Origin of the sequence: Agrobacterium albertimagni AOL15 (assembly GCF_000300855.1) — a bacterium.
GTDB classification, from domain to species: Bacteria; Pseudomonadota; Alphaproteobacteria; order Rhizobiales; family Rhizobiaceae; genus Allorhizobium; species Allorhizobium albertimagni.
On the sequence record NZ_ALJF01000008.1, the window covers coordinates 167200 to 191060 of the forward strand.

A 23861-nucleotide genomic window follows, 5' to 3' on the forward strand; every position below is an offset into this window, starting at 1 on the left:
TAGCCGAGTGACGGCCAAATGAAAATGACGGATGACGTGGCGGAAGCACGAGCGGCCATCCGCCACGTCTCGCGTCAGGCGGCCTGCGCTGCCGTCAGGGTGATCGGCGCTTCGAGCACGCTGCCGTCGATGGCGGCCACAGCCTTCATCCGCTCGAGCAGATCCTGCGACACCTCCCAGGAGACCGCCACCGCCTGGACCACGCCGATCCGCTGGGGCGCGCCGATCCGGATGCCGGGGCAGCCCATGCGCTTGAACATGCGCTCCAGGAAGACGTCAGTGACGGTAACGATGTGGCTGAGGCCGGATGCGAGGCCCAATTCGCCCACGCCACACATCAGTTCGGCTGCCGCAATCGTCACCTGGTTGCTCGCCCGGTCCTGGGAAATCTCCGGATCGATGCAGAAGCGACTGGATTCCCAGACTGCGGCGCTACGGATTTGCGGTCCATCACCGAGGAGGACGGGAAAGGTGTCGTCGAGCATGTTGGGGCCGAGCGTCGGCAGGAGGCGCAATGACCCTCGCAGTTTTCCCCCGTCGCCATAGGAGAGGACATAGAGAGGGTTGGCTCGGTCGTAGTCGTCGATCTCCCAGGCGTCACGCACCTGGACTTCCCAGCCCAAAAGGTCATGGAAGACCCGCTTTCGCAGCCTGTGCATGGCGTCGATATCGGCGGGAAACTGATTGCGACGCGTGCCGTTGATGATCCTGATCATGCTTTGCTCCTTCTTGCAGAACGGAACAGGCAGCATGCGTTACAGGGGAACGCGCTAAAACTGGCGGTGGCGCCAGCTTCCTGGAATACAATCTATGATATCGTGATGCGATTTGCCCTAATCACGGGAATTTGGCTCCACGAGCCGCGGGATCAGACCGCGCCAGACAGCTTCTGCGACGGCCTGGGCATTGTTGACGACGTCGAGCTTCTGACGCGCATTGGCCATGAAATGGCGGATGGTTCGTTCGGAGATACCGAGGATGACGGCCGTTTCCCAATAGCTCTTGCCAGCGGCGATCCAGGCCAGCGTTTCCCGTTCGCGGCGGGTGAGAGGACGGGCGCGAGCCGCCTCCAATTGTGCGTCGGTCGACGCTCTGGCCAGGCGCGCATTGAGCAGGGTGCCGAGGCTGAGCATGTCGCGGTCATAGGCGCGGCGCCAGGCGGACAGAGCCTCCGGAGTAGAGGTGAACTCGACCAACAGGCAGCTTTGGCGTCCCGGCAGCGGATAGCCGACAATCCGCTGGTGGCGATTGACGCTTCGCTGCCATGACGTAAGCTCGATGGGTTCGAGCCCGGCAAGGAGGCTGGCAACCTGTTGGAAAGCCACCCTACGGTTGAGCAAGCGCGCCAGGTGATGCGGGTTTCTTCGGTGACTATCTGAAACGTTGTGAGGGCGCACGCGTGCGCTTGCGATCATTCCATTGAGATAGGTGATCCGTCCCGTCCGGTAAGCGCTCTGAAGCCTCGATAGGAAGTCTCCGGGATCAGGCGTCTCCTGCCGATCCAGCCACTCCAGGAGATCGAAATACGCGTCTGACAGCCCCATCAACAATACCCAGCATTTCAAGGGCGCAGTGTCGGGGCTACAGCTTTGGCTTGTCCAGATGGCAAATTTCGCGAAAGCGAGCGGCAAACCGTTTGCCGCTCGCAAAAGCTTCGTCAGACTGCCGGCTGCGAGGCTTCCACGACGGCAAGCGCCGCCATGTTGACGACGCCGCGCGAGGTGACCGAGGTCGACAGCACGTGGGCGGGCAGGGCTGCACCGAGGAGGATCGGGCCGACATGCAGCGCGTCCATCATCATGCGGACGATGCCGAGCGAGATGTTCGCGGCATCGAGGTTCGGGAAGACGAGGAGGTTCGCTTCGCCGGTCAGCGTGCTGTCTGGCATGGCGCGCTTGCGCAGAACTTCCGACAGCGCCGAACCGCCCTGCATCTCACCGTCGACCTCGAGGTCAGGCGCGCCAGCGCGGATGATTTCGAGCGCCCGGCGCATCTTCGAGGCGCTGGCCGACGGCCGCGAGCCGAAGTTCGAATGCGACAGCAGCGCTGCCTTCGGCGCGATACCGAAGCGGCGGATTTCCTGGGCCGCCAGCATCGTCATTTCGGCGATCTCTTCGGCACTCGGGTCGTCGGTAACGAAGGTGTCGGTGAAGAAGATCGCACCGCGCTGCGAGATCAGAAGGCTCAGGCCCGAATAGTCGCGCACGCCGGCGCGCTTTCCGATGATCTGGCGAACGTCGCGCACGTGGCGGTCGAAACGGCCTTCGACGCCGCAGATCAATGCATCGGCGTCACCGCGCTTCACGGCCAGCGCGCCGATTACGGTCGTGTTGGTGCGGACGATCGTGCGTGCCGCTTCCGGGTTGATACCGGCGCGGCCGACGAGGGCGAAATAATCGTCGACATAGTCGCGGTAGCGCGGATCGTCTTCTGGGTTGACCAGCTGGAAATCGGTGCCCGGGCGGATGCGCAGGCCATAGCGCTTCAGGCGGGTCTCGATGATCTGCGGGCGGCCGATCAGGATCGGTTCGCCGATGCCGTCTTCAAGCAGCACCTGGGCGGCACGCAGCACGCGCTCGTCTTCACCTTCCGAGAAGATCACACGCTTCTTGGTTGCCGTCTTCGCGGCGGCGAAGATCGGCTTCATCACGAAGCCGGAGCGGAAGACGAAGCGGTTCAGCTGGTCGAGATAGGTGTCGAAATCGGCGATGGGGCGGCGGGCGACGCCGCTGTCGGCCGCAGCCTTGGCGACAGCCGGTGCGATGCGCAGGATGAGGCGCGGATCGAAAGGCGAGGGGATGAGATAATCGGGGCCGAAGGTCGGCGTTTCGCCGGTATAGGCCTTGGCCGCGACTTCCGAGACTTCTTCGCGGGCGAGCGCTGCAATCGCGCGCACTGCCGCCATCTTCATTTCTTCGTTGATCGTGGTTGCGCCACAGTCGAGCGCGCCGCGGAAGATGTAGGGGAAGCAGAGGACGTTGTTGACCTGGTTCGGGAAGTCGGAGCGTCCGGTGCAGATCATCGCGTCGGGACGGGCGGCGCGTGCCTCTTCCGGCATGATTTCCGGCTTCGGATTGGCAAGCGCCATGATCAGCGGCTTCGGCGCCATGCGGGCCAGCAGTTCCGGCTTCAGGACGCCGGCGGCCGAGAGGCCGAGGAAGACGTCGGCATCGTCGATGCTTTCGGAGAGCGCGCGCTTGTCGGTTTCCTGGGCGTAGACTTCCTTCCAGGGATCCATCAGCTCGTTGCGGCCCTTGTAGACGAGGCCCTCGATGTCGTGCACCCAGATGTTCTTGCGCTTGGCGCCGAGAATGACGAGCAGGTTGAGGCAGGCAAGGGCGGCAGCACCAGCGCCGGAGGCGACGATCTTGACGTCCTCGATCTGCTTGCCGGCGAGTTCGAGGCCGTTCAGGATGGCGGCTGCAACAATGATCGCCGTGCCGTGCTGGTCATCGTGGAAGACCGGGATGTTCATCTTCTCGCGAAGCTGATCCTCGACCTGGAAACATTCAGGCGCCTTGATGTCTTCAAGGTTGATGCCGCCAAAGGTCGGCTCCAACGCCGAGATGGTCGAAACCATCTGATCGACGCCGGGAGCATCGATCTCGATGTCGAAAACGTCGATCCCCGCAAACTTCTTGAAGAGAACGGCCTTGCCTTCCATGACGGGCTTGGAGGCGAGCGGTCCGATATTGCCGAGGCCGAGAACGGCCGTGCCGTTGGAGATGACGGCGACGAGGTTGGAGCGTGCCGTGTAGTCGTCGGCGGCTGCCGGATCGTCCTTGATGGCGAGACAGGGAGCGGCGACGCCGGGCGAATAGGCAAGCGCCAGATCGCGCTGGTTGCCGAGCGGCTTGGTGGCCTGAATCTCCAGTTTCCCGGGACGGGGATAGCGGTGATAGAAAAGCGCCTGTTCGTCGAGATCAGCGGTCGGGTTTGCAACTTGCGGCTTGTTCTTGTCCTGAGAAGTCATCGGTTCACCGGCAATTCCTGTCTTCACTTACTCCTTGTCGTCATACACGAATTGGCCGCGAGTGGTAGACTTTAGTTCCGTGATCCCCTGTCCGCGCGGAATGCATGGGCGAACCGGCGATCCACCGCAAATCTTCCGATGTCATCTTCCTGAAACACGAGTCTGATTTAGCGCTGATCAGACAGCGAAGAGGACCGTGCCGTGGAAGACGCCAGCGAAACACGCCATTTCAGGACCCTGTTTATCTCGGACGTCCACCTCGGATCGAAAGCCGCCAAGACCGACTTTCTCCTGGATTTCCTGCGCACCCACGAGGCCGACACCATCATTCTGGTCGGGGACATCGTCGACGGTTGGCGCTTGAAGCGCAGCTGGTACTGGCCGCAGTCCTGCAATGACGTGGTCCAGAAGCTGCTGCGCAAGGCGCGCAAGGGTACGCGTATCGTTTACATCCCCGGCAATCACGATGAATTCATGCGCGACTTCCCGGGCATTCACTTCGGCGGCATCGAAGTCGCGCAGCGCATCGTGCACGAGATGGCTGATGGCAAGAAGTATCTGGTTTTGCACGGCGACGAGTTCGACGTCGTCGTCCGCAATGCCCGCCTGCTCGCCTATCTCGGGGACTGGGCCTATGACACGGCGATTGCCATCAATGTCATTCTGGCAGCCGTCCGCCGCCGGCTCGGCATGCCCTACTGGTCGTTCTCGGCCTGGGCCAAGCTGCAGGTCAAGCATGCGGTGAACTTCATCGGCGAATTCCAGCGTGTGGTGGCCGACGAGGCCCGTCGCGCCGAAGTGGATGGTGTCATCTGCGGCCACATCCATCACGCCGTCATGGAAGACATCGACGGGATCCACTACGTCAACACCGGCGACTGGGTCGAGAGCTGCACGGCGATTGCCGAGCACCCGGATGGCCGTCTGGAACTGATCTCGTGGAGCCACAAGGTCAGCGAGGCGCCGGCCGGCAAGCGGGCGAGCAAGCTGGTACCGATTCTCTTGCCGAAGCCCCTTTCGGAACCGTCCCAGGACGACGGCGTGCGCGCCGCCTGACGCGATCTCTGTTGCAAAGCGGTCATGGCTGCGTGCAATCGGGCGGGAAAACGCAATTAACATTTCGCAAAGGATTTCTTCGCGGACACCGATGGTTATAGTGTGCAGCCATCTGTCACGTGATTTGCGGATCCGGATCATCCCGGCGCGAATTTGGAAGTAGTCGCCACTTTGAGTCCGGTTGAGCCCGAAAACGCCCGTATCGAGATCGAGGAACAGCCGGACGGCAACGGTCGGACGATCCGACTCGCCGGTCGCTGGAAAAACAACAGCCTGAGCTCGATGATCAAATCGGCCGGTCCGCTGGTGGATTCCGGTGCGACGGGCCGTGAGACGATCGATCTCGACGGCGTTTCCGACATGGATACCGCGGGTGCTTGGCTGATCCGTCGTTTCGTTACGGAGCGGCGCGCCGGCGGAGGCTCGGTCGAGATCGTCGGCGGCACGCCCGGTATGCGCGAGCTGATCGAATCGCTTCCCGAAAGAGTGACCGCACCCGAAAAGCCCGTCGACCATCGCAGCCGCTTCGAGCGGATCTTCGAACCAGTTGGGCGCGTGACGGTCAGCCTCTGGGGCGATACGGTCGCCATGATGTTCGTTCTGGGCTCCGCCGTGCGTGGCGCGCAGACCAAGCTTGGACGCGGTTCCGGCGTGTCGCCGGCCTCCGTCGTCAACCAGCTCGACCATATGGGGGTGAGGGCGGTGCCGATCATCGTCCTCATGTCCTTCCTGATCGGCGCGATCATTGCGCAACAGGGCGCCTTCCAGCTTCGCTATTTCGGCGCAGAAGTCTTCGTCGTCGATCTCGTCGGCATCCTGCAATTGCGCGAAATCGGCGTGCTCCTGACCGCGATCATGATCGCCGGCCGTTCCGGCAGCGCGATCACTGCGGAAATCGGATCGATGAAGATGCGCGAGGAAATCGACGCGCTGAAGGTCATCGGCCTCAACCCGATCGGCGTCCTCGTCTTTCCGCGGCTCGTGGCGCTGACCATCGCCCTGCCGCTCTTGACGATCGTTGCCAACTTTTCGGCGCTGTATGGTGCCGCCGTCGTCGCCTGGGCCTATTCCGGAATCACCTTCGACGTCTTCATCACGCGCCTGCATGAAGCGGTCGACTATTCGACGCTCGCGACCGGGATGATCAAAGCGCCGTTCATGGCGCTGATCATCGGCATCATTGCGGCCGTTGAGGGGATGAAGGTCGGCGGCAGCGCCGAATCGCTCGGCCGGCATGTCACCGCCTCGGTGGTCAAATCCATCTTTGTCGTCATTCTCGTGGACGGGCTCTTTGCCATGTTCTACGCAGCCATCGATTTCTAAGGGAGGGCCAGATGATTTTCACGTCCTCCGAAAAGCGCGAAGCCATCCTGTCGGTGAAGGATCTCACCGTCGGCTTTGGCGACAAGATCGTTCTCGACAAACTCAATCTGGACATTTACCGGGGCGAAATCCTAGGCTTCGTCGGGGCATCGGGTGCTGGCAAGTCGGTCCTGATGCGCACCGTTCTTCGGCTTCTGCCGCGGCGCTCCGGCACAATCGAGATCCTCGGTGCGGATTACGATGCGGTCGATGACGCACAACGCATGGCGCTCGACACACGCCTGGGGGTTCTTTTTCAGCACGGCGCCCTATTTTCTTCATTGACCGTGAAGGAGAATATCCAGCTGCCGATGCGAGAATATCTGGACCTGCCGCAATGGCTGATGGATGAGCTCGCTTATCTGAAAATCGAACTGGTCGGCCTCCATCCCGATGCGGCAGACAAGTATCCATCCGAACTGTCCGGCGGCATGATCAAGCGCGCAGCACTTGCGCGTGCCCTGGCGCTTGATCCTGATCTCGTCTTTCTCGACGAGCCGACATCCGGTCTCGACCCGATCGGGGCCGCCGAATTCGATGAACTGATCGCACAACTGCGCGATACGCTCGGATTGACCGTCTATATGGTGACCCACGATCTCGACAGCCTCTTCTCCGTCTGCGACCGTATCGCAGTGCTCGGTCAGAAGAAGGTTCTGGTCGAGGGCACGCTGGACGACATGCTCGCCTTCGATGATGCGTGGGTTCAATCCTATTTCCGGGGCAAGCGTGCCCGTTCCATTCCCCGGCCGGAGCAATCCGCCGGACATCCGGTAGAGTGAGCCATGGAAACCAAAGCCAATTACGCGATCGTCGGTTTTTTCACGATGCTGGTCATCGGGGCCGCCTTCGGGTTTGTCTATTGGATGGCCGAATACGGAAGGGGCGGAGAGATGGCGCCGCTTGCGATCCGCATCCCGGGCTCTGCGAATGGTCTCAGCATCGGTTCGCCGGTGCGCTTCAACGGCATCTCCGTCGGTTCGGTCCGCAATCTCTACATCGACAACGAGGACCCGAACTTCTCCGTCGCCTTCACGGAGGTGCGCGCTGATGCACCCGTGACGTCGGGGACGCGAGCCGTTCTTGAGATTCAGGGTCTGACCGGTGCGGCTTATGTCGAGCTTTCCGGCGGTGGCCCGGGTTCCGGCGACGCAATTTTGCAGCGGGCGCTCGATACCGGCGAGCCAGCCATTCTGACCGCCGACCAGTCCAGCGTGACGAATCTTCTCTCCACTGCTGACCGCATCTTGCAGCGCGCCGATGGCGCCGTGGCAGAGTTGCAGGGCTTTATCGAGGATGCGCGGACACCGCTGACGAACACCGTGCGCAACGCCGAGACCTTTTCGAAGTCGCTCGCCGACAATGCCCAGGGTATCGATCAATTCCTGCAGAGTGTCAGCGCCCTTTCCGATTCCGTTTCCGGCCTGTCCGGCCGCCTCGACTCGACATTGTCAGCCGCTGAAGATCTGTTCAGGGCGCTCAACTCCGACAAGATCGATCAGATCCTTACCAATACCGAGCAGGCAACCGCGAGCTTCGCGGAAGCATCGAAGAGCATCGGACCTGCGATCGACAGCTTCCGCGAGACGGCCGACACGTTCCAGCGCTTCGGCAACAATGCCGATCAGACGCTTGAGAAGGTCTCCAGTCTGATCGATGCTGTGGATAGCCAGAAGATTGGCCGGGTGGTTGACGATGTCTCTGTTGCAACGGCTGATGCGCGTGAGGCGATTGCCGGCTTCCGGGATCTGTCCACCAGCATCACCGGCCGCAAGGACGATATCGACCGTGCGATCGACGATTTCACGCAGCTTGCCAACCGCCTGAACACCTCGTCCGAGCAGGTTGACGGGATCCTTAGGAAGGTTGATGCGTTCCTTGGCTCCGGGGACGCAAATTCGCTCAGCGTCGAAGCCCGAAAGACGCTCGAGGCCATCCGTTTGACCGCCGAAAACCTCAACTCCCAGATCGGACCGATCGCCGCCAACCTGCAGCGCTTCTCGGCGACGGGCCTGCGCGATATCCAGACCCTGGTCAACGATACGCGCAACACCGTTCGCGGATTGAACGATGCGATCACCAATTTCGACCAGGATCCGCAGCGCCTGCTCTTCGGCGGCGATACGGTCAAGGAATTCGACGGACGGACACGCCGATGACGAGCAGCACCGAAAAGGACGACAGCATGGACAGGATCGGCGTGAAGCGGGTGGCGGGCGTGGCACGGTTCCGGCGGCTGCTTCTGGCCTCGGTGCTCGTGCCGGGTCTTGGCCTTGGCCTTGCGGCCTGTGGCTCGAAAGCGAACAACGACACATTCGATCTGACCGCTTCCGTGAGCGAGGTGGCGACATCTGCCAGCGCCCGCAACCGGCAGCTTCTGGTGGCCGATCCGTCGGCCCTCAAGGCGCTCGACAGCGAGCAGATCCTGGTGCGCGTATCGGGCGCCGAGATCCGCTATCTGTCCCAGTCGCAGTGGAGCGACCGGCTGACGCGGGTTGTTCAGTCGAAACTCGTGGTCGCCTTCGAAAACACCGGACGCCTCGGTGGCGTCGGACGGCCGGGGCAGGGACTGGCGATCGACTTCCAGCTGATCACCGACGTGCGTGCCTTCGAAATCTCTGCCGAGGGAACGGATCGTGGTGTCGTCGAGATCTCGGCGAAGCTGCTCAACGACCGCAATGGCACCGTCAAGGCGCAGCGCGTCTTCCGCGCCGAAGTCCCGTCCTCCGGCTCGGACAATGCTGCTTACGTCGCGGCACTCGACCGTGCTTTCGCCCGCGTGACGGCCGACATCGTTGCCTGGACGCTGCAATCGATCTGACCGACGGCAATTCCAATTCAGTCGAGCAAAAGAAAACCCCGGATCAATGATCCGGGGTTTTTCTGTTCGTCAGGTCGTAGCCGGATAACCGGCTCCTGGATCGATGGCTATCAGCTGAAACGGCCTGCCGCATGGGCGAGCATGGTGTAAACCTTGCCCGTGTCCGAGGTCAGGTAGGACTGGGTGATCGACTTGTCGCGGTCGGTGCGTGCCACGTCCGAAAGCAATTTCTCGAAATCGGCGATATAGCGATCCACGGCGACGCGGAATTCAGGCTCGCGGTCGTACTTGCGCTTGATCTCGTCGAAGGTCTGCTGGCCCTTCAGCGTGTAGAGGCGACGGGTGAAGATGTCGCGCTCGCCGCGCTGGTAGCGGCGCCACAGGTCGACCGAGGCGTCGTGGTCGATGGCACGGGCGATGTCGACCGAGAGCGAGTTCAGCGATTCGACCATGTGACGCGGATTGCGGGTGTCACCCTGGCGGGCCGGCTGGCTTTCGGCGACCGGGCGCTGCGGGGCAGGGGCCGGGCGGGTCGGAGCAGCTTCCGGCGGCTCTTCACGCGAGGCACCGCGCAGCAGATCGCTGATCCAGCCACCGCCTTCGGCGCGTGTCGTGGCCGTGCTCTGCTGGCCATAGGCTTCGGTTGCCAGGCTGCCGCGCAGGCCGAGGGTCTCGGTCTGGCGCACCGGCGGCTGTGGCTGCGGTGCGGGTGCTGCAGCTGGCTGGCGACGGACCGGTTCAGGCTGGGCTTCGGCCAGGCGGCGGGCGACCGGCTCGGAGATTTCCAGCGTCTGGCTGGTCCGGCCGACGAGCTGCGAGATGTCCTGCAGCGCCTTGATCTGCTCGGCCACGGCGCGGCGCATCTGGGCGGCACTTTCCTTGGCTTCCTCGGGCAGGTCGAAGGCACCGCGCTTCAGCTCGTTGCGCGTCAGGTCGAGTTCCTTGCGGATGTCGACGGCCGAGCGACGGATCTCGTCGGTGGCACCGGTGAAGCGGGAAACGGCCTCGGTGACGGCTTCCTGCATGGCCTGGCGCAGGGCAGCGGCTGCCCCTTCCGACTTGCGGCCGGCTTCGCCGAGCAGGTGGTCGATGTCGTTGAGCGAGACTGCCAGACCGCCGCGCAGGCGGTTTGCGAGTTCGCCCGAACGCTTCTCGGCCTCGGTCAGCGTCTTGTCGATGGAAACCTGCGCTTCCTGTTCGGCAGACAGCAAAGCGTTGCGCATGTTGGCGGCGGTCATCTGCGCCTTCTTCTCGGTCTCGCCGAGCATCTGGCCGACGTCGGAGAACGAGGCCTGGACGCTGTCGCGCATGGTGGCTGCCGTCGACTGGGCGCGCTTTTCGGTCTCGCCAAGGATCTGGCCGATATCGGAGAAGGAGGCCTGGACACTCTGGCGAAGGTTGCCGGCCATCTGCCCGGAGCGCTCTTCGGCGCGATCGAAGGCGGTTTCGACCATCTTGCCGAGGGTCTGCATCGTCGTCTCGATTTCTTCCGAGCGCTTGACGAGGCCGATCGATAGATCGCGGAGAGCCTGCTGGCGTTCTTCGAGCGTGCCCACGAGGTTCGACTGGGCGGCCGACAGAAGTTCGGAGGCCTTGCCCAGCACCTGGGTGTGGTCGCCGAAGCGGCTGACGATCGACGATACCTGCTGCAGCGTCTCGCCGGAGACGGCGGTTAGGCGGCCGAGCTTGTCGTCGAGCAGGCGGTTCGAGGTCGAAAGCATGTCGGTCGCCTGGTTCGCCGTTTCGCTGAAACGGTTTGCCGTTGCGCCGAGGCGGCTGTCGAGCGAGCCGATGCTCTGAACCGCCTGGTCGATCATCGTGGACAGGCCGACATTGCTGTCGCCGAGACGCTCGATGAGCTGCGAGGCACTGGCAACGAGGTTCTGTTCGGCGTTGCCGAGCGTCGCGACTGCGCGGTCTGTGCGCTGGTTGATCGCGTCGACGAGGGCTGCGTTTTCACTGCGCAGGCGCTCGGCGCTCTGTTCGGCTGCCGCAGCGATCTGCTCGGCGGCTGCGCGGCCGGTCTCGGCATAGGAGGCGACCACGGGCGCTGCCTTCTCGTCGATGAGGCGAGACAGTTCAGCCGAGCGTGTCGAGAGCATGGAGTTCAGCTCGCGGGTGCGATCATCAAGCACCGAGCGGATCGAATTGCCGCGGGCTTCCAGCGCCTTCTCCACCGCGTTCATGGTGGTGGCGAGCTCCTGCGTATTGCCCGAAATCGCGTCGCGGATGGAGTTGCCGCGAGCCTCGAGTGCCTTCTCTGCCTCGTTCATGGCAGCGGCCAGTTCCTGCGTGTTGCCGGAAATCGCGTCACGGATGGCGGCTGCGCGTTGTTCCAGCGTGGTGCTGACTTCGCCAAGAGTCCCCGAAAGGTTGGCCACCTGGGCGCTGACCAGCGCTTCTGCCTGGTTCACCTTGTTGCTGATGACATCGCCGGCCTGCGAGAAGGTTTCGGCGATCGTCGCGGCCTGTCCGGCGAGGCGGTTCTGGGTGTCGGTGATGCGTCGGGCGAGGTCCTCCGAGCGCTCCTCGACCGTACGGTTGAGTTCGGCGCTGCGTTCGCCGATCTGCTCGGCAAACTGCGAGGTGGTGGCGGCCAAGCGATCGACCGAGCGCTGTGCTTCGGCATCGAGGTCGCGGGCAGCATCGGTAACGGCACTGCGCAGTGCGGTTGCGAGACCGGCTGCCTTGCCTTCGATGGTGCGATTGACGTTTTCGAGGCCGATGTTGAGGGCACGGTCCATGGTCGCCAGGCGCTCTTCGATGACCGGCGTGCGGCTGTCGAAGGTTTCGGCGACACGGGTGGTGCCTTCATCGAGGACCTGAGCGACGCGCATGCTGGCTTCGGCGCCGACACGTTCGATCGTCGCAACCTTGTCGTCGAGGCGGGCAGCGAACTTTTCGCCGGCATCGTTGACGCGGGCATCGACGCCGTCGAGGCCGTTGCGTAGACGGTCTTCCAGCGTGCCGAGGCTCTGTTCGATGCGGGTGCTGGTTTCATCGAGGCGGCTGGTCATGCCGGAGACGGACTGTTCGACCGTGCCCGAGAAGCCCTGCGCCGAACGGGTGATGTCATCGGCGGCGTCGCGGATCTGTTCCGTCAAGGCGCCGGCGGTGCCACGCAGGCGCTCGTCCAGGGCACGGCTCGATTCGTCGATCGCCTTGCGCAGACTTTCCTCATGATCTTCGAGCGACATTTCGAGCATGCCGGCGCTCGCGGCGACGGAGGCGCCGATCGAAGTTGCATGTTCGCCGAGGCTCAAATCGAGCGCATCGCGCGCCTCGCCTATGGCTGCCGTGATCGCCTGTGTCCGGTCGTCGAGGGTAGCGCGGATCCGGTCATGGGTGTTGACCAGACGGTCGTCGATCGCGTTGACGCCCTGGTCGATCGTCTGGGCGATCCGGTCGGTGTTTTCGCCAAGTGTGGTTGCCAGAGCGCCGGTTGCGGCATCCAGGCTGGAGCGCAGATAGGCGCCGGTCTCGGCGATACGGCCGTCAATGTCGTTGACGCCGGATTTCAGCGTCTCGGCGATCTGGCTGGCATTGTCGGCAACGGTGTTCGAAATCGAACTCGATGCCGTGGTGAGCAGGGTATCCAGCTGCTGCTGGCTCGCGCCCAGTCGGGTTTCGAGCTCGGAGATGCCGTTGGCGACAGTTTCCGCGATATGGCCGGAGGCTTGGCCAAGGCTACGCTCGATGTCGCCGGTGGCATCTTCGAGCGTCGAAGTGAGATAGGAGGTGTGGCTGGCGAGCGAAAGCTCCAGTCGTTCCTGGTTTTCGCCATAGGCGCTGCGGATCGCTTCGGCCTTTTCGCTGAAGGCCGCATCGATGCGACGATCTGCATCGGCGACGGTGTCGATGATGGCGGAGGCGCGCTGGGTCAAAGTTTCGTCGATCCGGCGCTGGCTGTCGTTCAGCGTCTCGGAGAGATCCTGGGTTCGGGCGGTCAGCGTCAGGTCGAGTTCGAGGCTCTTGGTGTTGAGAGCGTCGATCAACTGCTCGCTCTGACCTTCGACCAGGCTCGCGATGCCACGGGCCTTGGTGTCGAGGGTTTCGGCGAAACGGTCCTGATTGGTTTCAAGCGCGTTGACGATGTGCTCGGCGCGGGACGAGAGCGTCTGCTCGAAACGCGACTGGTTGTCGGTCAGCGCATTGTAGAGCGAGCCACTGCGCTCTTCCATGACCTGGTCGATCCGCTTCTGGGCGCTTTCCAGGCTCTCGGTCAGAGCCGCCGCGCGTGCCGACATCGCTTCCGCGATTTCCTGGGCGCGGTCGGACATCGAGCCATCAAGCATTTCCTGGCTGGTGCTCAGAGTCATCGCAAGCGCCAGCGACTGGTCGGTTAGCGTCGACCCGAGACGCTCGATGCTCGAACTCAGGATGCCGCTGATCGAATCCGTTCCGCCGTTCACCGTTTCATTGATGCGGGCGAGGCTTTCCATCAGCTTGGAGTCGAGCGAGCCCGAGCGCTGATCGAAGGCGCTGGCAAACTCGGCGACCCGCTGGTCGAAGGTCGCGTTGATCTGGCCGATGGTGGTCTGGAAGCGATCCTCGAACAGGCCCGAACGGAGGTCGAGATCGACGATCGCGTCGTCGGCGCTTGCCTGGAGGCTCTGGCGGAAGCTGCGGCCACGCTCGTCGAGCGAGCTGTTGAGGCGTCCCAGCACGTCGTCGAGCGACGAGGTGATCGCGCTTTCGCTGCCCTTGAGGGTTTCGGCGATATCACGCGTACGCTCGACAAGCGTTTCGTTCAGCTGGCGGGCACGCTCGTTGAGGGCGGCGTTCAGCTTTTCCGTGTTGGCATCGAGGGTCGAGGCCCGGGTCTCGAATTCACCGAGGAGTTCGCGGCCGCGCTCACTGAGCGTCGAGGTCAGCGACTGCAGCTGCGTGTCGAACTCGTTCGACAGTGACATGCCGGACGCGGCCAGCGTCTGGACCATGCTCTCCGTCTTGTGCGCGAGCAGAGAGCCGAGTGCGGTCACGGCCGCGTCGGACTTCTCCATGATTGTTGCTGCGCGCGTGTCGATCATCGAGGCGAAGGCTTCGCCGGAGGTCTGCAGGCGGACGGAGATCTCTTCGGTGGCCAGAGACAGCTCTTCCTTGAGCTGTTCATGGGCGCCAACGATCGACGAACGGATGCGCTCGGCGTGGTTGACGATCGCGTCGCGCTCGGCGCCAAGTTCGTGAACCAGACCGCGGACGCGCAGTTCGTTGTCGGTGTAGCTGCGTTCGAGCGCGGTCACCTCGGAGTGAACGAGCGTTTCAAGTTCGGTGGCGCGCGCAATGGTGCGCTCGATGCCTTCGTTCATCGCCGACACTTCGCGACGGACGGCCTGACCGACGGTCATGATGCGTTCGGAGGCAATCGTTTCGGGTTCTGCCAGACGAAGGGCCACTTCCGCCATCGAGCGGGCGGCATTGCGCAGGTCATGGGCGCGGGCCATCATGATCGCGAAGGCGAAGAACAGCATGATCGGCAGGAAGGTGCCGATGACGATCGCGACCACGCCCGGCATGGCGACAATGTCGGCAATCGATCCAGCCTGCCAGATCGTGCCGCCGTAAAGAAGTTGGGTGAGGCCGAGGGCGCCAAGGACCCAGAGCGTCGACACGACGGCGGCATTGCGCAAAGCAGATGTCAGCGATGCACCATCCAGCGACTTTAGAATGGCGGATGGTGTGCGGCGAGAGCCGTCATTGGCCGGTGCGAAGGCGGGTGCCTTGGGGGCCGGTTCAGGATTGAGCTCGCCGGCGCGGGCGGATCGCCGCTCAATCGTCTTCTTTGCGGCGGAACGCGGAATACTATCGGACACATTTGCCTCCGGGGCGCGTGCTTGAGACCGTGCCTTGGGTGGCGCGGCGGCTTCCTCACCGTCGAAATCGATGCTCAGGGCCGCCTCGAGAGCCTGAAACGCGTTCTCGTCAATCGAGTCGGTCTTCTTGTTCGCCATAGGGTTACGCCTCGTTACCGCTTACTCTCGGGAGGACGGACTGAAGCGGCGATGCCGCTCATCGCCATGCCGTATCCGGACCTCACCGTTTACCTGAAACCCCGCCTGCCGCCACGCCAGACGAAATTCCTTCTTCTACAGTGCGGCCGCTGACAGCCGGCGTTCCCGCCGGAAGATCTAGCACCGACTGGCTTGCGGGCAAAGTTCACGCACTTTTGCCCAATCAACCGTATCGTACTGACACATTTGGTCATCCGATACAATTAATGCGCTTTCGCGGTGCGTGGTCCCGTGGCTCTTGTTAACAGTATTTCAATCAAGGTTGCGGCTGAAAAGCCAATCCCAGCCGGGGTTTAATTTCTGTTAACCATACCTTCAGCTTTTTGCCGCCATCCTCAGCATTTTTAACGCGATGCCCATAGGGCGGCCGCAAACTGGCGGCAGCAAAGAGCAAGAAATCAGGATCAAGGGCATGGCAGCAGCAGTCAATATCGCATTCGAGGCTCCGGACAACCTGCATGGCCTCACTCCCGCGCAACAGCGGCCGATCGATCTCGTTCATCTGGCGACCCAGACCAAGGGCGACAAGGCTGTGGAGAGCGAGATCCTGCAGATCTTCGCGCGTCAGGCTCGCGGTTGCCTGGTGGTGCTCACCGGTGATCGGAGCAAGGTAGAGGTGAAGGCCGCCGCCAACCGGCTTCGCAATGCCGCCATGGCCGTCGGTGCGCTGCGCGTTGCCGCTGCAGCCGATCTCGTCGAGACCAAGGGTGCCAATCCAGATGCACTCGCATCCGTTGCGGCTGCCGTGCTCGAAGCCGAACACTTCATTCTCAAGCTCGCCCGCTGAGCTGGAAACGATAGCGACGAGTAGCGATCCCATGATCGCTTCGCCGTGAGTTGACTGACTTTCCGATTTGGGAGATGACTTCGCCGGTTTTCACAAGGCGAAGTCTGGACAGGAACTCATGGCAAACATTAGCATCATCGCATTCGACGGCACACGTTTCGACATCGCGGCAGCCGACGGCTCCACGGTCATGGAAAACGCGGTCCGCAACTCGGTCCCCGGGATCGATGCCGAATGTGGCGGTGCCTGCGCCTGTGCCACCTGTCATGTCTATGTCGATGATGCATGGTCCGAAAAGGTCGGCCAGCCGTCGGCGATGGAAGAGGACATGCTGGATTTCGCCGTCGACGTCCGCCCGACCTCGCGGCTTTCCTGTCAGATCAAGGTGACGGCGGCTCTGGAGGGACTGGTCGTCCACGTACCCGAGCGCCAGGGCTAAGCGCGCCTGTCAGCGCTACCCCGCGCAAAAAAAGCCCCGCTTTCGTTTTCACGAAAGCGGGGCAAGCGGGCGCATCGCCAACCAGGCGAGGGAGGAAACACCTGTGGCACCAGGACGCGCCGGGAGAACGGGGAAATCGGTTACGCTCATGCAACGTATTCGATGACACTTATATTTCAGATTTGTATCAAGGGCCACGCCCAGAAATCGCCGGTTATTCACAGGCCATGACGCAAGCTTCGTGCAAGCCGAAGCGTCGCGGCAACACTTCCCCTCGGAATTCAGGGGTGATTTCTACTGATTTTCCTGGGATTCGCGGCGGTAGCGCAGGATCCGCTGCATGCGATCCTGAAAATTCTTTGCCTCTACACGATCGAATCGCATCTGCGCCGTGTCATGGGCTGCTGTCACTTCGTCGGTGACGACCGCGACCCGATCCTGCAGGATCTCGCAATTGCGCTCCGGCCGCAGCTTCATCAGCCTCTGTTCGAGCAGTTTTGCATGCTGGCGCGCGATTTCGGCATGACGCTCTTCATGCCGCTTGATGTCGGCCGACAGGGCATCCCACAAGAGCGCCATCTCGGTCGAGGCGCGTTTGCGGTTCTTCCAGCGCGGCAAGATGAGCTTTGTTTCGACAGTGACGCGCACGTCGTCGATCGCGCAACGGGTCCCGCGGCGCGTGTAGGTCAGGTCGCCGCCGAAGCGGATCTGGGTGGCACCAGGATGGCGACTGCCGCTTGACTGGGTGAAGGGCCCCTTGCGCGACAGTTCCGCATCGAGTTCGGCTGCCGTGCGTCCGCCGATCTGAAAGTAGGTGATGGACTTCTGGACGACGACGTCCGCGCTGGCCGAAAGCGGCAAGGATAGGCCGGTCAGGACTGCCATGATCACGGCGGCCCGAAGACGGCGGGAGTGCTTCATTCTTTTTTCCGCAATGTTGTATTCGCCGCGCCCTTGGGGCATAGCCAACCCGGTCTGCACTATCGCAGCTTCATGCTTTTCCGTCGAGGGGTCCGAAGGTCTGGTGGCCAGAGTTGAGCATACAATTTGGCGTGTAGGACACGGGCGCACGCTCGACCTCGCCGCGCGTGGCGCACTGATGGCCATCGTCAATGTGACGCCGGATTCCTTTTCCGATGGCGGTCTGCACAATTCCGTCGATGCGGCCGTCCGGCACGCACTGGCTTGCGTCGATCAGGGTGCCGAGATTCTCGACATCGGTGGTGAATCGACGCGCCCGGGTGCGGCTGAAGTCAGCGTCGAGGACGAGATCGGTCGCGTTGTACCGGTGATCGCGGCGCTCCGTGAAAAAACCGACGCGCTGATCTCAATCGATACTTATAGAGCAGCCACCGCGAAAGCGGCCGTCGACGCCGGCGCGCATGTCATCAATGACGTGCATGGCCTGCAGCGGGAGCCCGGCATCGCGAAGGTCGCTGCAGAGCATGGCTCCGGGCTTTGCATCATGCATACCGGCCGCGGCCGCGAGAAACTGGCCGATCCGATTGCCGACCAGCGGCAATTTCTCGAGCGCTCGCTTGCGATCGCCGAGCGGGCTGGCGTGGTGCGCGAAACAATCATGCTCGACCCGGGTTTCGGTTTCGCCAAGGAAAGCCCGGAGGAGAACATGGAGCTCATCGCGCGCTTCGAGGAATTGCACGACTTCGGTCTGCCACTCCTGGCCGGCACGTCGCGCAAACGCTTTCTCGGCGCGCTGACCGGTCGGGATGTCGCCGACCGGGATGTGGCAACTGCTGCGACAACCGTTGCGCTTCGCTTGAAGGGCGCCTCCGTTTTCCGGGTGCACAATGTCGCGATCAACCGGGATGCCCTGGTCATGGCCGATGCTATGCTCGCAACCGAGCGGCGGATCGCTGCCAGGAAGGATAAGACTGCATGAGCGGTGTTTTCACCATCACCCTGAAGAACTGTGCCTTTTTCGCCCATCACGGCGTTTTCCCGGAGGAGGGGGTGCTCGGTCAGCGCTTTTTCGTCGATGCGGAGTTCGACGTTGATGCGCTTGCTGCCGCAGAGACCGATACGCTCGATGGGACCGTGCATTACGGTATCGCTTTCGAGGTGATCCGCGACATCGTCACCGGCAGCCGACGGCAGTTGATCGAGGCGCTGGCGCTCGCCATTGCGCGCGGACTGCTCGATCGTTTCCCCGAAATGCTGCGCTGCCGGATCACGGTGCGCAAGCCGAGTGCGCCGATCGCCGGCATCCTCGACCATGTGCAGGTGAGCATTGAGCAATTCAGAAACTAAGCGCTGGCAGGCCGCCACACTTGGGCTCGGCGGCAATGTCGGTGATCCCGTCACAGCGATGGCCGAAGCGCTGCGCCGTCTCGACCAGCGGTCAGATTGTCGCGTGACCTCCGCGTCGCGTCTCTATCGTACGCCGCCCTGGGGCAAGACGGATCAGGCCGATTTCTACAATGCCTGTGCGGCGGTCGAGACGCTTCTCGAACCGCAGGAACTGCTGGCTGCCTGTCTCGAGATCGAGCGGACGATGAAGCGTGTGCGCGTCGAGCGCTGGGGGCCGCGGACCATCGACATTGACATTCTGACCTTTGCCGGGCGCATGATCGATGCCGAGCATCTGAAGATCCCGCATCCGCGCATGACGGAGCGCGCCTTTGTTCTGATGCCGCTCGCAGACATCGATCCGCAGCTTCCGGTCAAGGATCGGGCGGTCGCCGACTGGCTCGCGGAGGTCGATCAGACCGGCATTGCCGTCGCAAACGAAAACCGCGCCTGGTGGCGCGGTTGAGCTTCTAGCCGAAGGGTAACAGGCAGATCAGTCGTTCTCGGCCATGGCGGTTGCCTGGCGGTTCAGCTTGAGGCCGATCACAGGAATCATCCGGTCTTCGACCTTCACCGAAATTGTGATGTTCATCGCATCGCCCTCTTCGAGGCGCGCGACCATGGCGCCGTTCAGCTTGGCGCGATTGATGCCCATGACCGCACGGTTGCCGGTGACCTGGCCCGAGACGATGTCGAGGCCCTTGCCGTCTGCGCCATCCAGGAACTGGCCCTTGTAGCTGCCGCCGGCCTGAGAAATCACCGCTGACATCGGCTGGCTGAACATGCCAACGCGGCAGGTGCCGTCCAACTTCAGGCCGGTTTCCTTGCCCTCGGCCGGCAGGCCGATGAGATTGCAGGTGAACTTGGTGCCCTTGTATTTGCCGGCAACGATCTCGCCCGGGCCCTTCCAGGATCCGGCGACGGATTCGAAGAAGCGCTTGTCGCGCGAAGCAGCATCAGCGACCGTGACCGGCATCAATGCGGCAACGGCAAGGATCGCGGCGCAACGGCCGAATGTCGAAGAGCGAGAGAACATCGATTTGCCTTGGTACGAGAAACCAGAAACCCCGCGAAGACCCTAGCGGAAAAATGGTTAATGCATCCTTGCCAATACCCTCAAATCGGGTCTTCGACAATCGGCAAAACTCACTGGTTTCGCGGGTGTGGCCCGTCTGCCTCACCCGGTCTTTGTTCCATCCTTGCCCGCCATCGATGGCGTCAGGTCACCGATGAAGTCGCCGATGCCGGGGCGCTTGGCCGCGCGGAATGGCAGCGGCCGGCAGAGATCCATGGCGGCGATGCCGATTCTGGCTGTCATCAGGCCGTTGATCACCCCTTCTCCGAGGCGGGTCGAGAGGCGCGCCGCCAGGCCATGGCCCAGCACCTGCTGGGCAAGGCCATCGCCAATGGCAATCGAACCGGTGACCGCGAGATGGGCAAAGACGTCGCGGAGTAGCCGCAGCATTCCAAGAGAGCCGGGGCGGCCGCCATAGAGATCGGCCATGCTGCGGACGAGGCGCACCACCTCGAAAAGGACATAGGCGAGGTCGACCACTGCGCGAGGACTGACGGCGGTGACGACCGAAACCCGCTTGGCCGAATTCAAGATCAGGGCGCGTGCCTTGGCATCGAGCGGCGACAGCAATTCCCGTTCGGCAAGCTCGATCAGCTGCGGTGCATCGATGATATCGTCTTCGACAGCCGCGAGCGTCTTCTGACCACGCGCGGTCTCGGGACGATGCGCAACGAGTGCGGTCAGTTTCTTCACAACCGTGGCCGCCTGCTTCCGCTTGCCGCTCTCGGCCGCTGCTTCCGCCTCAACCTTGAGGTCTTGAACGGTATCGAGGCGCCAGAGCCCGACGAGCTCGCGCCCGACCGCGACCATCAACGCCAGAAGCCCGATGGCCAGAGCGCCAATCGCGAGGTAGCCGAGCCAGTCGGCCCGGGCGAAGAGATCCGAGATCAGACGGTCGACCCAGAGACCGAAGGCCAGCGAAAGGAGGATACCGAAGGCACCGGTCGCAAGCTTGGCGAAGGAGAAACGTCTGCGGCGCGGTTCAGCGACGGGCACTTCGGGCAGGGCCTCGGTTGCGGCGATGAAAGGGTCCTGGTCGTCGGGGACGATCACGATATCGCCGGCAAAGCTTCGCGGCGCGCGATTTTCGGCCGGACGGGTCCGCGGTGCCTCTGGCTCCACGGTGAAGGCTGCCGGCCGCCTCTGGGGATCAGAGTTGGCTGACGGAGATGGGCCGGTCGGAGGTACGGTCGGTTTCTTCATGCGAGACGGTCTCCGAGCAGGAATTGCAGCGCCCGGTCGAGGCGGATATGCGGCACGGACAGAGTGATGCCCTGCTTCTCGTCGAGCTCGGGCGGCCTGAAACGCACGATGCTGAGATCCGGCAGGGCAGCGGAGGCGTCGTTTTCGTCAACCGAGCGGAAATAGGCTTCCGGATCGCGCGGCAGATCGCCGGGGAATACCGCCGTTTTGCGCTTGCCGTCGAAGAGTTCGTCGCCGATCCGTTCGCCTACCATCGGGGTCCCGACGATGACCGGCAGGTCGTGGCCATCCTGTTTCACATTGGCTTCGCGGGTCGCCCGCACGGAGGCGAGCGCCATGACTTCGATGCCGGCGCCGCTCATGCCGATCGTCTTGATCGCGCGGTTGACGAGGCGTCGGGTGAGGATCTCCAGCCGGTCATGGCTTTCGTGGTGCAGATGGTCCGCCTTGGTGGCGGCAACCAGCACCCGGTCGATCCGGCGGCGCACGAGCGCCGTCAAAACACTGGTGGAGCCGGCACGGAAGCAGGCGAGCACGTCGCCGAGCGCCCGTTCGAGATCCTGGACCGCTTCCGGCCCGCGGTTGATTGCCTGCAGGGCATCGACCAGCACGATCTGGCGATCGAGCCGGGCAAAGTGTTCGCGGAAAAAGGGTTTGACCACGACGGACTTGTAGGCCTCGAAGCGACGCTCCATCATCGCCCGCAGCGACCCCTTGGGCGCGCGGCCTTCGGGCAGGATGGGAAGAGGAGCAAACGTCAGCGCCGGCGAGCCGTCGAGGTCGCCCGGCATCAAGAAGCGCCCCGGCGGCAGCGTCGACAGGGACCGCTCGTCCGACTTGCAGAGCCGCAGATAGGTGGTGAAGGCTTCGGCGAGGCGCTTTGCCGTCATCTCGTCGGCCGGCCCATCGGGATCCACTGCCGCTGCGAGCGCCAGCCACTCCCGCGCCAGTTCCGCGCGAACGCCCGAGCCCGCGAGGTTCACGGTGTTTTCGGAGAAGGTCCGATAATCCTGGCCCAGCAAGGGCAGGTCGAGAAGCCATTCGCCGGGATAGTCGACGATGTCGATCGACAGCTTTCCCGAGGACAGCATCCGGTTCCAGGTGCTGGCGCTCTTGTATTCGATCGTCAGCCGCAATTCCGAGATCGCACGGGTCGAGTCCGGCCACACCCGCTCCTCGACAAGCGCTCGGATGTGATCCTCGTACTGGAAGCGCGGCACGGCGTCATCGGGTTGCTCCTGAAGTGTTGCACCGGTCATGCGTCCGGAACGGAGCGGCTCGAACAGCGGCAGGCGACCGCCATGCAGGAGATTGTGCACCAGCGACGAGATGAAGACCGTCTTGCCCGCCCGCGACAGTCCGGTCACGCCGAGCCGGATGGTCGGATTGACCAGATGGGCGGCGCGGTCGGCGAGATTGTCGAATGCGATCGCGGCTTCGTCGGTCAGGCTGGTGAGGGAAGGGGGCAATGCATCGTCCTGCGGAGACTGTGGCGGGTCTGGCTCGTCGGCAGCACGCGGCCGTCAACGCCATTTCTCTACATATAGGCGGGGCGTGCAGCGCAAAAAAGAGGCGAGCCAACCGTCTCGGATGATCCGGTCAGCCGACGAGGAAATCGCGAAGCACATAGGCTTCTTCGCTGACGGCGTCGATCACCGCGAGGCCTGAGGTCGGATAGCCCTCTGGCACGGTCCGTGCCATGACGTCGTTTCCGCACAGCCGTGCGAAGACTTCCTCGATGGCAGGGTTGTGACCGACGAGCATCAGCGCCTCGACGCCGCGGATCGAACTGACGATCTCGAGATAGGCCTCGGCAGGGGCGTTGTAGAGTGCGTCGACATAGCGGAACTCGACGAGGCCGGAGAAGACGCGATTGATCGCCTCTGCCGTCTGTCGGCAACGCTTGGCCGTTGAGCATACCACTAGATCGGGGCGATACCCCCTGTCGGCTGCGGTTTCTGCCAGGATTTCCGCTTCGGCGAAGCCGGCATCCGAAAGGCTGCGGTCAAAATCGCGACCGCCGGGCTCGGCCCAACCGGATTTCGCGTGGCGCAGCAGATAGATGCGCTGGGGAAGCTGAATGGAGGGCGTCATCCTTGAAGGTATCCACATGCGATGGAGCTTGAGAATTGACGTACCGGTTCTTGGGCCTTGCCGTCAACCATGCCGCATCGAAGCCAGCATCAACCTATCGCGGTGGAGGTGTATGTATCGTTCGTCGGGATGAAAGCAATTTATGCTTAAAAAATAGAAGTTTAGATGAAAAATGTAACAGATTTAAAAATGGCTTGGAAACAGTCAGAAGGCTTGAACCGGTTGCCTTGAAAGGATATACAGCCGCCCATTGAGATGTTCTTCAGGAGAATCGCGTTGAGTGAGAAGATCAATCTTAGCAATTATGTGCTCTCGGAAGACGAAGAGTTCATGAACGCCAATCAGCGGGCCTATTTCAGGGCAAAGCTGATCGCCTGGAAAAACGACATCCTGCGCGAGGCGCGCGAGACGCTCGACCACCTGGCTGAAGAGAGCGCCAATCATCCTGATCTTGCAGACCGGGCTTCCTCAGAAACCGACAGAGCCATCGAACTTCGTGCCCGTGACCGGCAGCGCAAGCTGATCTCGAAGATCGACGCGGCACTGCAGCGGATCGACGACGGGACTTACGGCTACTGCGAAGAGACTGGCGAGCCGATCGGCCTCAAGCGTCTGGATGCCCGCCCGATTGCAACACTGTCGATCGAGGCACAAGAACGGCACGAGCGCCGCGAAAAGGTCTATCGCGACGAGTGAGGGCGAGATCTCAGCTCAGTCTTATGAACGAATTCAG

At 62.7% G+C, this 23861-nt stretch carries 20 protein-coding genes; 11 read left to right on the top strand and 9 right to left on the bottom strand.

Annotated features, from left to right (window positions below; genetic code table 11):
* Nucleotides 1-74: 74 nt before the first annotated feature.
* From QWE_RS10445 to QWE_RS10455, 3 genes are all read right to left on the bottom strand, one after another.
* Nucleotides 75-716, bottom strand: a complete 642-nt coding sequence (locus QWE_RS10445; RefSeq protein ID WP_006726082.1) for an acyl-homoserine-lactone synthase — start codon at nt 714-716, stop codon at nt 75-77.
* 117 nt (nt 717-833) lie between these two features.
* Nucleotides 834-1325: a helix-turn-helix transcriptional regulator gene (locus QWE_RS24970; RefSeq protein WP_240532530.1), complete on the bottom strand. Its 492-nt coding sequence runs from the start codon at nt 1323-1325 to the stop codon at nt 834-836.
* 332 nt (nt 1326-1657) lie between these two features.
* Entirely contained in the window at nt 1658-3973 is a 2316-nt protein-coding gene (locus QWE_RS10455; protein WP_006726084.1) for an NADP-dependent malic enzyme, read from the bottom strand.
* Nucleotides 3974-4174: 201 nt separating this feature from the next.
* On the opposite strand from QWE_RS10455, the gene QWE_RS10460 reads away from it, so the two are divergent.
* The 5 genes from QWE_RS10460 (at nt 4175) to QWE_RS10480 (ending at nt 9212) form a co-directional block, all read left to right on the top strand.
* Nucleotides 4175-5029 carry a UDP-2,3-diacylglucosamine diphosphatase gene (locus QWE_RS10460; RefSeq protein WP_006726085.1) on the top strand — a complete coding sequence of 285 codons (855 nt, stop codon included), beginning with the start codon at nt 4175-4177 and terminating at the stop codon, nt 5027-5029.
* A 171-nt stretch (nt 5030-5200) separates the two neighbouring features.
* A complete protein-coding gene (locus QWE_RS10465; protein WP_006726086.1) occupies nt 5201-6352 on the top strand; it encodes an ABC transporter permease in 1152 nt (383 codons plus the stop codon).
* Nucleotides 6353-6363: 11 nt separating this feature from the next.
* Nucleotides 6364-7173: an ABC transporter ATP-binding protein gene (locus QWE_RS10470; protein ID WP_006726087.1), complete on the top strand. Its 810-nt coding sequence runs from the start codon at nt 6364-6366 to the stop codon at nt 7171-7173.
* Between the two features lie 3 nt (nt 7174-7176).
* Complete coding sequence (locus QWE_RS10475; protein ID WP_006726088.1) at nt 7177-8550, top strand: MlaD family protein; 1374 nt, start codon at nt 7177-7179, stop codon at nt 8548-8550.
* A 26-nt stretch (nt 8551-8576) separates the two neighbouring features.
* Nucleotides 8577-9212, top strand: a complete 636-nt coding sequence (locus tag QWE_RS10480) for an ABC-type transport auxiliary lipoprotein family protein (protein WP_040299995.1) — start codon at nt 8577-8579, stop codon at nt 9210-9212.
* A gap of 110 nt (nt 9213-9322) precedes the next feature.
* On the opposite strand, the gene QWE_RS10485 is transcribed toward QWE_RS10480, so the two are convergent.
* Entirely contained in the window at nt 9323-15163 is a 5841-nt protein-coding gene (locus tag QWE_RS10485; protein WP_006726090.1) for an apolipoprotein A-IV repeat region-like domain-containing protein, read from the bottom strand.
* Nucleotides 15164-15635: 472 nt separating this feature from the next.
* On the opposite strand from QWE_RS10485, the gene QWE_RS10490 reads away from it, so the two are divergent.
* Nucleotides 15636-16010 (top strand): hypothetical protein, encoded by a 375-nt coding sequence (locus QWE_RS10490; protein WP_006726091.1) that lies wholly within the window; start codon nt 15636-15638, stop codon nt 16008-16010.
* Nucleotides 16011-16128: 118 nt separating this feature from the next.
* Nucleotides 16129-16449 carry a 2Fe-2S iron-sulfur cluster-binding protein gene (locus QWE_RS10495; RefSeq protein ID WP_006726092.1) on the top strand — a complete coding sequence of 107 codons (321 nt, stop codon included), beginning with the start codon at nt 16129-16131 and terminating at the stop codon, nt 16447-16449.
* Nucleotides 16450-16743: 294 nt separating this feature from the next.
* Here the strand turns inward: QWE_RS10495 and QWE_RS10500 are convergent, their stop codons facing one another.
* Nucleotides 16744-17370: a DUF922 domain-containing Zn-dependent protease gene (locus QWE_RS10500; RefSeq protein WP_006726093.1), complete on the bottom strand. Its 627-nt coding sequence runs from the start codon at nt 17368-17370 to the stop codon at nt 16744-16746.
* A 13-nt stretch (nt 17371-17383) separates the two neighbouring features.
* Between QWE_RS10500 and folP the strand changes: the two genes are divergently transcribed.
* From folP to folK, 3 genes are read left to right on the top strand one after another with little or no spacing between them, the layout of a single operon-like run.
* Nucleotides 17384-18349: a dihydropteroate synthase gene (gene folP, locus QWE_RS10505; protein ID WP_476692169.1), complete on the top strand. Its 966-nt coding sequence runs from the start codon at nt 17384-17386 to the stop codon at nt 18347-18349.
* Nucleotides 18346-18717 (top strand): dihydroneopterin aldolase, encoded by a 372-nt coding sequence (gene folB / locus QWE_RS10510; protein WP_006726095.1) that lies wholly within the window; start codon nt 18346-18348, stop codon nt 18715-18717. The genes folP and folB overlap by 4 nt, the downstream gene beginning before the upstream one ends.
* Complete coding sequence (folK, locus tag QWE_RS10515) at nt 18698-19222, top strand: 2-amino-4-hydroxy-6-hydroxymethyldihydropteridine diphosphokinase (RefSeq protein ID WP_040299942.1); 525 nt, start codon at nt 18698-18700, stop codon at nt 19220-19222. Before folB ends, folK begins: the two co-directional genes overlap by 20 nt.
* Before the next feature lie 27 nt (nt 19223-19249).
* Here the strand turns inward: folK and QWE_RS10520 are convergent, their stop codons facing one another.
* The 4 genes from QWE_RS10520 to QWE_RS10535 form a co-directional block, all read right to left on the bottom strand.
* Nucleotides 19250-19792, bottom strand: coding sequence for a hypothetical protein (locus QWE_RS10520; RefSeq protein ID WP_006726097.1), 543 nt, complete (start codon nt 19790-19792; stop codon nt 19250-19252).
* Nucleotides 19793-19933: 141 nt separating this feature from the next.
* Nucleotides 19934-21034, bottom strand: a complete 1101-nt coding sequence (locus tag QWE_RS10525; RefSeq protein WP_040299944.1) for a YcjF family protein — start codon at nt 21032-21034, stop codon at nt 19934-19936.
* Nucleotides 21031-22503, bottom strand: a complete 1473-nt coding sequence (locus tag QWE_RS10530; RefSeq protein ID WP_006726099.1) for a YcjX family GTP-binding protein — start codon at nt 22501-22503, stop codon at nt 21031-21033. The genes QWE_RS10525 and QWE_RS10530 overlap by 4 nt, the downstream gene beginning before the upstream one ends.
* Before the next feature lie 130 nt (nt 22504-22633).
* A complete protein-coding gene (locus QWE_RS10535; RefSeq protein ID WP_006726100.1) occupies nt 22634-23128 on the bottom strand; it encodes a SixA phosphatase family protein in 495 nt (164 codons plus the stop codon).
* 276 nt (nt 23129-23404) lie between these two features.
* On the opposite strand from QWE_RS10535, the gene dksA reads away from it, so the two are divergent.
* A complete protein-coding gene (gene dksA / locus QWE_RS10540) occupies nt 23405-23824 on the top strand; it encodes an RNA polymerase-binding protein DksA (protein WP_006726101.1) in 420 nt (139 codons plus the stop codon).
* Nucleotides 23825-23861: the final 37 nt, after the last annotated feature.

Coding starts and splice junctions, on each gene's coding strand:
- QWE_RS10455 (WP_006726084.1), bottom strand. CDS start 3,973: ATGACTTCTCAGGACAAGAACAAGCCGCAAGTTGCAAACCCGACCGCT.
- folB (WP_006726095.1), top strand. CDS start 18,346: ATGAGCGGTGTTTTCACCATCACCCTGAAGAACTGTGCCTTTTTCGCC.
- QWE_RS10525 (WP_040299944.1), bottom strand. CDS start 21,034: ATGAAGAAACCGACCGTACCTCCGACCGGCCCATCTCCGTCAGCCAAC.
- QWE_RS10520 (WP_006726097.1), bottom strand. CDS start 19,792: ATGTTCTCTCGCTCTTCGACATTCGGCCGTTGCGCCGCGATCCTTGCC.
- QWE_RS10475 (WP_006726088.1), top strand. CDS start 7,177: ATGGAAACCAAAGCCAATTACGCGATCGTCGGTTTTTTCACGATGCTG.
- QWE_RS10445 (WP_006726082.1), bottom strand. CDS start 716: ATGATCAGGATCATCAACGGCACGCGTCGCAATCAGTTTCCCGCCGAT.
- QWE_RS10480 (WP_040299995.1), top strand. CDS start 8,577: ATGGACAGGATCGGCGTGAAGCGGGTGGCGGGCGTGGCACGGTTCCGG.
- QWE_RS10500 (WP_006726093.1), bottom strand. CDS start 17,370: ATGAAGCACTCCCGCCGTCTTCGGGCCGCCGTGATCATGGCAGTCCTG.
- QWE_RS10495 (WP_006726092.1), top strand. CDS start 16,129: ATGGCAAACATTAGCATCATCGCATTCGACGGCACACGTTTCGACATC.
- QWE_RS10535 (WP_006726100.1), bottom strand. CDS start 23,128: ATGACGCCCTCCATTCAGCTTCCCCAGCGCATCTATCTGCTGCGCCAC.
- folP (WP_476692169.1), top strand. CDS start 17,384: ATGTTGTATTCGCCGCGCCCTTGGGGCATAGCCAACCCGGTCTGCACT.
- QWE_RS10470 (WP_006726087.1), top strand. CDS start 6,364: ATGATTTTCACGTCCTCCGAAAAGCGCGAAGCCATCCTGTCGGTGAAG.
- QWE_RS10490 (WP_006726091.1), top strand. CDS start 15,636: ATGGCAGCAGCAGTCAATATCGCATTCGAGGCTCCGGACAACCTGCAT.
- QWE_RS10485 (WP_006726090.1), bottom strand. CDS start 15,163: ATGGCGAACAAGAAGACCGACTCGATTGACGAGAACGCGTTTCAGGCT.